This is a genomic window from Streptomyces sp. ISL-10 (assembly GCF_018614575.1).
GTDB lineage: Bacteria > Actinomycetota > Actinomycetes > Streptomycetales > Streptomycetaceae > Streptomyces.
On sequence record NZ_JAGGOJ010000006.1, the window covers coordinates 79,497 to 91,536 of the forward strand.

Here is a 12,040-nt window from a genome sequence, read left to right on the forward strand (position 1 = left end):
CGGGCCGGGCCGGGCCGCCAGGGGAACCCGCAGGCGCTGCGCTCCCTGCCGTCTTCGGCCCACCGGCCGTGGTCACCGGCCCGGCCGGTGCCCGTCCTTGTGGACAAGCGCCATCAGCTGGACCCGCGACCGCACCTCCAGCTTGCGGTAGATCCGGGTGAGCGCCGCCTCCACGGTCTTGACGCTGACGTACAGGGCGGCCGCGATATCGCGGTTGGCGTGTCCTTCGGTGACCAGTTCGGCGATACGTTTCTCCGCGTCCGTCAGACCTGCGGGCCCGACCGGTGCCCTGGTCCGCCCTGGTCGGCCCGGCTCCCACAGCGGCGCGCCCGCCTTGTGGAACACCGCCTCGGCTGCCGCCCGCAGTTCCCTGGAGCGCGCCGGGCGCCTGCGCCGCTGTTCGGCGGACGAGTGGGCCAGCAGTACCCGGCCGCACTCCAGCGGATATCCCAGCCGTTCGAAGGTGTCGAGGGCACGGACGAGCAGGTCCTCGGCCGCCCCGAACTCGCCGGCTGCCGTATGGCACAGCGCCTCGGCGCGGTCGAGCGAGGCCAGCACTCCGCGCCGTCCCAGTTCCTCGGCCCGGCGTCGGGCACCGGCGACGGTCCGCGTCGCGGCCTCCAGGTCCCCGGCGGCGACCAGGACCTCGGCGAGGTCGGCCTCATAGCGGATCACCCCGGGATCCGCGACGGCCAGGTCCTGTACCAGATCCCGGACCCTCAGCAGATCCGCCAGAGCACCGCCGGTGTCCCGTAGCAACAGCCGCGTCATGCCGGACAGGTGCAGGCAGCGCGCGGCGAAAACGGTGTCGGCCTCCTCCTCCGAGGCCGACAGGCCGAGTTCCGCGTACGCGAGCGCCTGCTCCAGGGTTCCGCCGGCGAGTTCGGCGGTCGCGGCCGCGTACCAAGGCGGGCCGGGGGAGGCGCCCAGATCGCGGGCCATGGACATGAGCCGGCGCGCCTCCTCGCAAGCGACCTGCCCTTCGCCGCTGTGCGCGCGGATCCGGATGCTGCTGCCCAGCAGCCAGAGCAGATCGGCGGGGCGGTCGGCCTCCCCCACCGCCGGGCGCAGCTCGTCGAGCAGCCGCCCGGCCTCGTCCAGCCGGTCCTCGAGCAAGGCGGAACCGACGGCGACCCGCCGCGGATCATCGTTGAGTCGGCCGACCGCGGCTGCCGTGCCTGATCCCAGGGCGAGTCGGAGCTTCACGGCGTGGTTCGGCGAGCCCCGGCCCTGCTCGATCTGGGCGGTCAGGGCCATGGCCGCAGCATGCGACGCGGGGTCGTCGGCCCGCTCTGCCCACTCCACGGCGTTGCGGGCGTGCGCCAGGGCCTCGGCGGAGCAGCCCCGTTTCATCTGCATGCTCCGGGCGAGACGCAGATGTGCCGCCGAGACCAGCGTCGGCTCGCCGGCCGCCGTGGCCTCGGCCAGCGCCTGCGCCGCGACGTGTTCCAGCAGCGCGGCGCCCCGCCCGGCGGCGTCGACCACGGCGAGCCGGGCCCGGGCGTGCACCGCGGGCTGGGCCCGGGTCCGGGCCCGGACCAGCTGGTCCAGGACTGTGCAGGCCAGGTCGAAGCGCCCGGCAGCCTCGGCGTCCCGGGCGGCTGCTACCAGCAGTTCGGGCTGGGCGCCGACGGCCCGGTCGACCGCCAGCAGGCCGAATTCGGCGGCCCGGGCGTGGTCGCCACGGTCCCGCGCCGCAGCGGCGGCGGCGGCCAGCGCGGGGACCAGGTGTTCCCGGATCTCGGCCAGCGCCAGGGCGGACGCCTCGTGCCAGGTCCGGTCGTCGGGCTCGGCCATGGCCTCGGCCAGGGCGAGATGGGCCTGGCGCACCGCCTCGCCGCTGGCCTCGGCGACGAGGCCCTCCCGTACGACCGGCGCCGGAAAGTCCACGGCACCGTCGGCCATGTGGATCAGCCCGGCGGCCTCGGCGGCGGCCAGGGCCGCGTCGGCGGGCGGTCCGGCGGCACGCCGGACGGCGTCGAGCGACGGATCGGCCGCGAGTGCCGCAACGAGCAGCACCCAGTGCACCGGAGCGGCCAGGTCGGCCAGCCAGGCGCGCAGCGCCTTCCGCGCGTGCGGGGCCAACGGCTGGGTGTCCAGTACCGCCGCCCCCCCGGCACGGGCCACCCCGGCGGCGATGTCCGAGACCAGGCGCGGGTTGCCCCCCGCCGCCGTGTGGATGCGACCGGCTGCCCGCAGCGGGATCCCGAAGGACCGCACGATGGCCGTCGACTCCTGTGGGGTGAGCGTGGGGACCGTGATCTCGACCGCACCACTGCCGAGGACGTCGTGCGACGGCGGCCCGTCCGGCCGCAGCGCCGCCAGCAGTGACACGCTGCCGCGGCTGCGCCGCGCGGCGAATCCGAAGACGTCCAGACTGCCTGGTCCCCACCAGTGCACGTCGTCGGCGGTCAGCAGCAGCCGGGCCTTGCGCCCCCACGCCTGAAGGCAGGACAGGACCGTGACGCGCAGGGTCGCGGGGTCGGGCTCGGGCCCCGTGACGCGGCGCAGCACCCAGTCGATCGCCGAGCGCTGGAGCTCCGACAATTCGCCTCGCACCTCGGCAGGGCAGACGGTGAACAGATCCACCAGCGGTACGTAGGGGACGTGTGCGTCGGCGGGGGCCGAGCTGAGCCGGACCACGGGGTCCCCGGCCGCCTGCCAGGCCGTGCACACGGCCTCCAGCACCGCGGACTTGCCGAACCCGGTGGGCCCGACCACCGCCACCGCACCCGCCTCCCGCAGCTGTCCGCAGACCTGGGCCACCAGGGGGTGGCGCGCCGTCACCGCAATGCCGCCGTCCACGCCTCGACCTCGTCCGCGCTGCGCGGCAGGCCCGAAGACAGGCACTGGGCGCCGTCGGCCGTGATGACGAAGTCGTCCTCGATACGGACGCCGATGCCGCGCAGCTCCTCTGGGACGGTCAGATCGTCGGGCTGGAAGTACAGGCCGGGCTCGACGGTGAGGACGTGGCCGGCCTCCAGCACGCCGTCCAGGTAGGCGTCGCGGCGGGCACTGGCGCAGTCGTGGCAGTCCAGGCCAAGCATGTGGCCCGAGCCGCAGACGGTGTACCGCCGGTACAGGCTGGCGTCGGGAGCCGCCTCGACGTCGGGACGCAGGCCCCAGCCGTCGAGTCCTTCGGCGATGACACGCATCGCGGCGTCGTGGAAGTCGCCGAACCTGGCGCCGGGCCGCAGCGCGGCGATACCCGCCGACTGGGCGGCGAACACCAGGTCGTAGACGCGGCGCTGCACGTCGGTGAAGCGTCCGCTGACCGGCAGCGTCCGGGTGACGTCGCCGGTGTAGAAGGAGTCGGCCTCGACACCGGCGTCCAGCAGGAGCAGGTCCCCGTCCCGCACCGGGCCGTCGTTGTGCATCCAGTGCAGGACGCACGCGTGGGAGCCGGCCCCGGCGATGGTCTCGAAGCCCAGGCCGTAACCTTCCATCCGGGCACGCCGGTTGAAAGTGCCCTCGATCCAGCGCTCCCCCCGCGCGAGGCTCGTGGCGTGGCGCAGCTCGCCGGCGACGTCGTGGAACCCGGCGACCGTGTGCCCTACGGCGGCACGCAGCTGCTGGACCTCCCACTCGTCCTTGACCAGTCGCAACTCCGACAGGAAAGTGAGCAGTTCGGCCTCGGTCCCGCGGTCCGGCGGTACCAGCGCGTCGACGAGTGCGTCCTCGCCGAGCACGGCCCGGGTCGGGACGTTCCCGCCGAGGGCGCGTTCCAGGTCGTCGCGCGAGGCGGCCTCGACGCCGAGGGCGTCGGCGGTTTCCGAAAGCATCCGGCGCCGGCCGACCCAGAACTCGCCGTGCCGCCGGTCGCTGTAGAACTCTGCGCCGTTCGGCCCGCCGTCGCGCGGTGACCGTGGCCGGGTGAACAGGGTGACCGAGTGCCCGGTGCCGGTCGGTTCGAAGACGAGGACGCTGTCGGGGACTGCCTGCGTCCCCTGCTCGGCGGTGAGATGGACGAACGCGGAGTGCGGCCGGAACGGGTAGTCGAAGTCGTTGCTCCGGACCTTGAGGCCGCCCGACGGGACGACGATCCGTTCCCCGGGAAACCGCGCGGACAGCGCCGCTCGCCGCTTGGCGGCGTACTCCGCTCCGGACACGAGCGGCAGCTTCAGGCTCGTGTCTTCCCATCCGCGCCGAAAGGACTCGGCCACCGCGGCCGGTACTTCACGATCGTGACTTCGCACGCCGCGCGAGCCATCCTGCCGTTCCATCGCACGCCCCCATCGTGTGGCGGTTCCGCTTTCGCGTATGAATCAACTGATGCAAGCCGCGGCCGACCGCACCGAGCGATGCGGTCGGCCACAGGCCGCCGCGACCCGGCGTACGGGCTGCGGCGGCCGGTGTCAGCCCCGGAGCCGGGCCATCCAGGCCTCGACGTCGTCCGCGGTACGGGGCAGACGGGCAGAGAGGTTCTGGTTGCCCTCCGCGGTCACCAGGATGTCGTCCTCGATCCGTATGCCGATGCCGCGCAGCTCCTCAGGAGCCGTCAGGTCGTCGGACTGGAAGTAGAGGCCTGGCTCGACGGTGAGCACCATGCCCGCTTCCAGCGTGCCTTCCACGTACATCTCGGTACGGGCCTTGGCGCAGTCGTGCACGTCCAGGCCGATCATGTGGCCGGTGCCGGCCAGGGTCCAGCGACGGTGCAGTCCGAGTTCGTAGGCCTCGTCGACCGACCGGTCGCCGAACAGGCCCCAGGCGGCGAGGTGCTCGGCCAGGACCCGCTGGGCGGCGTGATGGAAGTCCCGGTACTTGGCACCGGGCTTGACCGCGGCGATGCCGGCCTCCTGCGCCGCGAACACCGCGTCGTAGACCTTGCGCTGGATCGGCGTGAAGCTGCCGTCGACGGGCAGGGTGCGGGTGACATCGGCGGTGTAGAGGTTGCGGGTCTCCACTCCGGCGTCGAGCAGCAGGAGGTCGCCGGGACGGGCATCACCGTCGTTCCGGACCCAGTGCAGGGTTGTGGCGTGCCGCCCCGAGGCGCAGACCGACGCGTAGCCGACGTCGTTGCCCTCGATCCGCGCGCGCATCCAGAACGTGCCCTCGATGGCGCGCTCGAGCGTCGGCGTGTCGGTGCCGAGGATACGCACGACGTCCTCGAAGCCACGGGCGGTGGCGTCGCAGGCCAGGCGAAGGTCGGTGATCTCGAACTCGTCCTTGATCAGGCGCATTTCGGAGAGCGCGACGCGGAACGCGTTGTCGCGCTCGGCAGTCACCTTGTCGTTCAGCGCGGCGTCGACGCCCGCGTCGTAGCCACGCAGCAGGCGGATCGGGCCGGTGGCCGTGCCGAGCCGCTCGGTCAGCGTGCGGACATCACGGCAGGGCAGGCCGAGGAGCTGCTCGTTCTCCGGGAGGCTGTTGCGGCGGCCGTCCCAGAGCTCGCCGTGGTAGTCGAGCCAGAACTCGCCGTTCTCGCGGTCGGAGCGGTTGCGCAGGTATGCGATCGCCTGGTGCGTGCCGTCCTGACGGGGCTCCAGGACCAGCGTGGCGTCCTGGGACTGGTCGCCCGTCAGGTAGACGTAGTCGGAGGAGGCCCGGAACGGGTAGTCCGTGTCGTTGGAGCGCACCTTCGGGTTGCCGGCGGGGATCACCAGCAGCTCACCGGGGAAGCGGGCCGAGAGCTCCGCGCGGCGGCGCGCGGTGTGCGCCGCCTGCGGGATGGGTTCGAGGTCGTGCCGCTCGGTGTCCGCCCACCCCTGCCTCATGTTCTCGGCGAGTTCGTCGCTCACCTTTCGGAGCAGCCCGTTCTTCCGCCTCTTGTTCTCGTCTTGCTCTTCGGCCATAACCGCCTCCTGAATCGAATCGGTCACGCACTGCTCCTCAATCGCATACAGCCGGCAGCCGAGGGGGCGGGCCGGCCCGAGAAAAACTCAGCGGGAGACGCACCGCACCGGCACGACGTCGTCCGAGGGCACCCCTGGACCGAGTCGACGGTGCCGGCGTGCGGTGGCCCTGGTCTCCTGCGCAGGCCCCTGCACCCGCACACCGGCCCGTCAGGAGTTGACGGACCCTCAAAACCCCAGGTCTCTGTGCTGGTCCACGCTGTGACGGACACTCTGGCAGACCCCCTAGCACCCCGCCTCATACAGCTGTCTGAAACGTGACGTGTGATATTGCACTATCTGTATGAGCTGGCTGGGCCGCTCATTTCGGCGGCGGTGGCCTGGTGCCAGGGGTCGGGCCTGCGCCGGCCCGGCTGCCCAGCGGGCTGCGGGGCGATGTTCTCCAAGCGCGCTCGGATCTTGGAGAAGGACAGGTCGGGGGCGAGTTCGGAGCCGGAGAACCAGACGGGCTCCTTGCCGGCGTTGGTGGTGTCTTCGGTAGCGACCTTGTCCTGCGGTGGTGGCGAGTCTGCTTCCTGAGACGGACCTGGCATTCGCCGAGGCCGCAGCCCGGCTCGTACCGCGTGCCCGCGCCACCTCCGAGAACACCGCGCCCGGAGCGGAGCCCGAGCCCGACGATGCGGAGAAGCCCGGCCCGGCCCAACTTGATCGCCTGGGCACGGTCTCCGAGAGTTGGCAGATAGGTCTCCGTAGTCCGTGGCCCGGTCGGGATCAAGCGAGTACCGCAGATGCTTGGGGAGGGCCAACAGGCTTGCTCCCTTGGCCTGGGAGTTGAGCCGGTGGCCGTTTTCGCAGGTCAGCATCCGGGAACGGGCGTGAGCTGAGGCTCTCCGGGACGCCGGTAACAGTGGAGGTCATGTTCCCGGTACAGGGGCGGTGACTGCGACCGGGTCAGTCGCCGTGGTAGAGGCGAACTGGATCGATCAGCTGGACGGCGGGGTCGTTCTCGGCGAGGTGGCGCAGTTCGTCGGTGAAGCCGGTGCCGCTGTAGCAATGCAGCCGGGTGACGTCGGTGGCGGCGCCGCGCGCGGTGAGGAGAGCACGGATGTGCTGGAGACGTTCGAGGTGGACCTTTCCCATGATGTCGTTCCATTTGGCTTCGCCGATGGCGAGTAGTGTTTCGCGGCCGCTGTCGGTCTCGCCATGGACCGCGACGTCGACTTCGTGGCTGGTCTTCGCGGCAGGATCGTTGACGGTCCCGCTGGCGACCCTTGTGACCTGCCCGCCGTGGGTTGCGGGGGACGCGTGCCAGCGGGCCCATTCGCGGCAGACCTGTTCGAAGTGCGGGCCGACAACCTTGCTGCGGAAGGTGGACTGGGCGCGGCGCCAGACGGCGGGGGCGCGTCCGGGGCGTTCCAGATCACCCCAGCGGGGCGCATGACCGCGTGGTAGAAGGCGATGAGAGGTTCGGCGATGCGGTAGGCGGAGCGGTTGCGGCGGAAGGCGTCGGCCTCGTGGGTGATCATGCCGACGTCCTGGAGGACGCTGAGCGGGTGGGCGAGGTCGGTGGACTTGCGGCCGAGGTAGTCGGCGATGCCGCCGCGTGCGGCGTTGCCGGCGGCGATGGCGGCCAGGACGGAGTGGTAGAGCGCGGTGTCGTGGAGTTCGGGTTCCTCTGCGAGCAGGTAGCGGGCCTCGCGGAAGAGTGGACGGGCGGGATTGAGGACGGCGCGGGTGCCCAGGCGTCGAAGTCGTAGGGCCCGGCGGGGGCGTCGCCCTGGGTGAACTCGCGGCGGTAGGCGGGGGTGCCGCCGACGATGGCGTGGGTGAGCAGTGCGGTGTGCGGGTCGGTGATCTCCCAGAACTCGGAGGCGAGGCGGAAGTCCAGGGTGGGGACGACGAGTTCCAGGCCGGCGCGGCCGCGCAGCGGGGCGTTGCCGGCGAGTAGTCCGCCCATGAAGGACAGTGCGGAGCCGCACAGTAGGAGCCGTACGGGGGTGTTGGTGTGCTGGGCGGCGGGGTCGAGGGCGCGCTGGATGATCGAGGGGAGGGCGGGGGAGGCCTTGGCGAGGAAGGGGAATTCGTCGATGACCGCGACGGTGGGGCCGCCCCTGTCGGCGATGCGCATGAGCTCGGTGACCGCCTCGTCCCAGTGGGCGAAGCGGAACGGGGTGGGCTGGCTGCGGTGGCGGGCGAGGGCTTCGCCGAACTGGCGCAGGGCGTCGGCTTCGGTGGTCTCGGTGGCGGTGAACATGAAGCCGCCGCTTGCCCGTGTGACGGCGTCCAGGAGGAAGCTCTTGCCCTGGCGCCGGCGGCCGGAGACCACGCCGAGGGTGGCGCGCGGTCCGGGCAGGGCGGCGAAGCGGGTCAGCTCGCCCCACTCGAAGTCGCGGTCGAACATCTCGGCGGGTTTATCCACTGCGCACCCCCTGTATGGATAGGTGCGCTTATTATGTCTGGACTTATTCGAGAGTGTTCCTTTCATGCGGGCGCCCGGCGTTGGCCAGGGCGCGCGCGCCGCACCGGCCCCCGCTGCCTGCCCGCCAGTACCGCGCGAACCATGCCCGCCTCAAGGGAACGCGCGGCGGCCCCGCCCCGGAGCGGCTTCGCGACGCGCCGTATCGGCGGACGGGATGGGCACACACCTTGTCCATGGCCACGTCGAGCAGGTCGGCGACGGTCCGCGGGCCGCGCGGACGCGGTACGGACGCCCGGCTGCCCACCCCCAGAAGGGATCGCCGCAGTCGCAGCCGCCGCACTTGAACGCGGCACCGAAGGCCCCAGAACAAGTCGCTTCGCCAGGAGCCCGGCCATACGGCGAACAGCAGGGCCTCCCTCCGCCAGGCCGGTCGGGCGCCGATCTCCCTCAGGGCCACGGTCGGCCAGGTAGAGGAGCGGGGCGCGCACGTCGGCGTACACGTCGCGGAAGTCACCGCGGGCGGTGTTTTCCCCCTGCCGGTGGCGCTTCCCTCCGCGCTGGGCTGAAGCGGCGTCCGGAAACGCACCTCACGGGCCAACTCCCGGACAATGACGCGCAATTGTCAGATGTCCGGAGAGGCGATCACCTCTCCGGTAGGAAGGCCGTGATGGCGGTGCGCCGTGGCAGACCGTCTCCGTTTCGGAAGTCATCACCCAGGACGGCCTGCGCCGGGCGGCTTGCGAAGTCGTCGAGGCTGCGGTAGGCGTTCTCGGCATCTCGGACGGGGGATCGTCGCGCTATCCCCCCAGGCCGGCCACGTCCGAACTGCGCCACCCTCGGCATCGGTCTGCGAGCCGTGACGCGCGGAGCGGGGCTTGGCTACGCCGTCGAAGACAAGGCCGGGTTCATGTGCCAAGGCCGGAAGGCGGCAGTTTGTGTAGCCCGCGGCGGGGCGACGGTCCGTGAATCGTCCTGCTGCCGACTACGACGTCGCTCAACATCGCCCCAAATGCAGTCTGCCAGGGCAGTAGTACCTCACAGGGCATGGCAAAACTGCTCAAGGTCCCGCAGCTTGATAGACGCAAAGTTACCCTGAGTCACTCATCGTGTCGTTCCCACCTCGTTCCCGAGCAGGTACAAAAACGACCCTCCGTGGCACTCACGGAGGGTCGACATGTCCTATTATCTGGTACTTTCTCGTGCCCCCGGCAGGATTCGAACCTGCGACACCCGCTTTAGGAGTTCGACCGGACAGCCCTCATGCCTGCGGTCAGCACGGGCAACGATGCTGCTGGTGACCGTTCGTCACCGTTGCTATCCACTGGCGTTGATGTCAGCCGTGGATGTCAGTGACCACGGGGTAGCGAAAGTCGCCGGGGCGAGGATCCCTGGCGCCCGTGGAGATCAGCATCAAACGCATCCAAGACGCCATCCGTTGAACACGAGCGACCGCCATGTAGTACACGGTCTAGGATGCCGCGGAGTTGATGTTGTTGAAGCGATGGCAGTGAAACGGGGGACTCCAGTGCGCGTTGCGCATCGGCCGGCCGCGAGTCTGGTGCTCGCCGCGGCAGCCACCATGACCTTACTCACGGGTTGCTCCAGCGGTTCGCCGGAAGGGGGCAAGCCTTCGGGCCAGGGCGCCGGCCCCAGCACGAAGGCGTACGACCCTCCGCGCAAGTTCGGCAAGGGCGTGAAGCTGTCCGCCGACGAGAACGCCAACGCAGAGGTCGCATTGCGAGGCACCACCGCGTATCTCCTCAATGATGACGGCCTTGAGGCGTACAACACCAGGACCGGAAGCAAGCTGTGGACCGTCTCAGGCCCCGATGGCATGTCCACCGGTGTGGAAGAGCGCTTCCGGCTGAAGGACGACGCGCCGCCGGTCCTGGCGCAGCAGAGCGGACGGACATTGGCACTGTTCGCCTATCAGGCATACACCCCGGGCTCGGGTACGACCGCCGATGTGTCATCCGCCCATCTGCGGGCGGTGGATGCGGACACTGGCAAAGTGTCGTGGACGGCCGAACTGCCGGTCCCAGCCGGAGAGTCCTTCGTCGACGACTCCACTCCGACCGTCGTCGGTGCGGAGAGTGGGACGGCCGTCGTCACCGTCCGGACCACCCCCGAAGACGGGAACGGCGAGACCAGGAGCGCCATCACCTATGGCGTCGACCTGAATAGCCATCAGGTCAATTGGCGGCAGGACGACTTCGGGGCCGCAGCCCTCGAAAGTGGGACCGTCGTCGGTGCGCAGCTTCCCGACGCCGCGCAGATCGACTCCGAAAGGTGGTTCGCCGATGACGGAGGCATCGGCATCGTGGGCCGATCAGCCTCCGACGGAGCCGTGCGCTGGAAGGATTCCCGCAACCTGTACGGGCTGAAAATCGAGCGCGTGGGCGCCGGCCTGTTCTCTGCCGAGGTCAACGTGGAGTTCAAGGAGAACCCCAGTGACTTTGAGCTGCTCGACACCGGCACGGGCAAGCTTCCGTCCGGCATGACGAAAGACTCCTCCGCCGCGATCTCTGGCCTCGGCTGCGTGTATGACCAGCGCTCGGTGGTCGTGTGCGAGGGTGAGGGCTCCCTCGCCGCCCTGGACGCCCGCACGCACAAGGTGCTGTGGAGAATGTCCGACGACGACCCGGCGCGCAAGGTTCCCACGTTTCTCACCACTTGGCACGGAGCCGTCTACGGCCACGTCGCCGGGAACGGCTACGTCATACTTGATGCCTCCACCGGCAAGGACCGCGGGACCTACGACGAGGGATTCCTGCGCGCTGTGAACGAGTACGGCGGCTTGGACCAGGACCTGACCGTCTACCCGGCGACAGGTTGAGAAACGCACATCCTGCCTGACATGAACAGACAGCTTCGTGGCGCGGAGCGTAACGCACTGCATCCGCGGGACAGGGTGTGCAAGGCAGCGAGGGCGGACTCATATTCCTCTGTGGCCGTAGCGCGTAGGTCGGTGGAGTCTCGATGGCCGGGTTAAGACCGCATCGGTCTTGAAAACTGTCGTGGCAGCGATGTCACCGTGGGTTCAAATCCCACACCCACCGCAGATGAACGGCCCCTGACCTGGGTAGTTGGTTGGGGGCCGTTCACATGACCGGACGCCGTGACGGTCCGCTGTTTCCCGTGATTTCCCGATGGCTCGGGCACGGGAGGGGCACAGCGCAGGAGGGGGAAGCATGCCGGGCGAGACGGCAGTTGCGGTGATCTCTGCTGGGTCCGCACTTGCGGCAAGCATGCTCACGGGGACCATGACGTGGCTGGCGATGAGGACGCAGCTGGTGCATCAAGCACGCGAGCAGCGCGTCACACGACGGGAACAACTGCTGCGGGAAGTCTGTGCGCAATGTCTTGAGGCGATCAGTAGGGCCCGGCTGGAGCTTGCCGCACTTGGGAAGGCGGCCATAGCCCAGTCGGAGGAGTTGAAAGCCGAGGCAGAAGACGAGCTGAATGCCGCAGTAAGAGCGCTCTTCACACACAGGACTCACCTCACGCTCATCGCAGACACGAAGTTGCAACGGCTCGCAGCCGGTATGTCTGATGCATTTGAGGAGCTCTGGTACAGACAGCAGCAAATCCTCATGGAGAGTACGCCGGCATCAGACGATGACCTCTGGGCGGCACAATCGCAGGAAGCGGAGAAGCTTGAGGAGGCAATGGCCCATTTCATCGCTGAGGCTGGCGCCGTATTGGCCTCCATGTAGCAGCGCTGCGACTGAGGTCGGTGTAGCGGCTTTGGGCTGGAGCTGCCATGGGGCGAGAGATCGGGGCCCGTACGCTGGCCGCGAATCGGGCAGTCCTTAAGAATGTTGGCGGT

7 protein-coding genes, 1 tRNA gene and 1 pseudogene are annotated in these 12,040 nt (G+C 70.0%); 3 read left to right on the top strand and 6 right to left on the bottom strand.

The genetic code is table 11. The features are described from left to right. Positions 1-72: 72 nt before the first annotated feature. The 6 genes and pseudogenes from J7E88_RS06600 to J7E88_RS36975 form a co-directional block, all read right to left on the bottom strand. Entirely contained in the window at positions 73-2,805 is a 2,733-nt protein-coding gene (locus J7E88_RS06600; protein WP_215178306.1) for a LuxR family transcriptional regulator, read from the bottom strand. Beyond that, complete coding sequence (locus tag J7E88_RS06605) at positions 2,784-4,223, bottom strand: aminopeptidase P family protein (RefSeq protein WP_215178307.1); 1,440 nt, start codon at positions 4,221-4,223, stop codon at positions 2,784-2,786. Before J7E88_RS06605 ends, J7E88_RS06600 begins: the two co-directional genes overlap by 22 nt. Before the next feature lie 132 nt (positions 4,224-4,355). Next, positions 4,356-5,792, bottom strand: a complete 1,437-nt coding sequence (locus tag J7E88_RS06610) for an aminopeptidase P family protein (RefSeq protein ID WP_215178322.1) — start codon at positions 5,790-5,792, stop codon at positions 4,356-4,358. A gap of 368 nt (positions 5,793-6,160) precedes the next feature. Continuing rightward, positions 6,161-6,340, bottom strand: a pseudogene (locus J7E88_RS06615) (mobilization protein); the annotation flags it as partial. Between the two features lie 403 nt (positions 6,341-6,743). Further along, complete coding sequence (locus J7E88_RS36970; RefSeq protein ID WP_308307356.1) at positions 6,744-6,932, bottom strand: hypothetical protein; 189 nt, start codon at positions 6,930-6,932, stop codon at positions 6,744-6,746. Between the two features lie 382 nt (positions 6,933-7,314). Further along, a complete protein-coding gene (locus J7E88_RS36975; protein WP_308307358.1) occupies positions 7,315-8,211 on the bottom strand; it encodes a hypothetical protein in 897 nt (298 codons plus the stop codon). A 1,435-nt stretch (positions 8,212-9,646) separates the two neighbouring features. Between J7E88_RS36975 and J7E88_RS06625 the strand changes: the two genes are divergently transcribed. From J7E88_RS06625 to J7E88_RS06635, 3 genes are all read left to right on the top strand, one after another. Continuing rightward, entirely contained in the window at positions 9,647-11,047 is a 1,401-nt protein-coding gene (locus tag J7E88_RS06625; protein ID WP_215178308.1) for a PQQ-binding-like beta-propeller repeat protein, read from the top strand. Positions 11,048-11,178: 131 nt separating this feature from the next. Continuing rightward, a tRNA-Ser gene (locus J7E88_RS06630) sits at positions 11,179-11,270 on the top strand. A gap of 132 nt (positions 11,271-11,402) precedes the next feature. Continuing rightward, positions 11,403-11,927 (top strand): hypothetical protein, encoded by a 525-nt coding sequence (locus J7E88_RS06635; protein ID WP_215178309.1) that lies wholly within the window; start codon positions 11,403-11,405, stop codon positions 11,925-11,927. Positions 11,928-12,040: the final 113 nt, after the last annotated feature.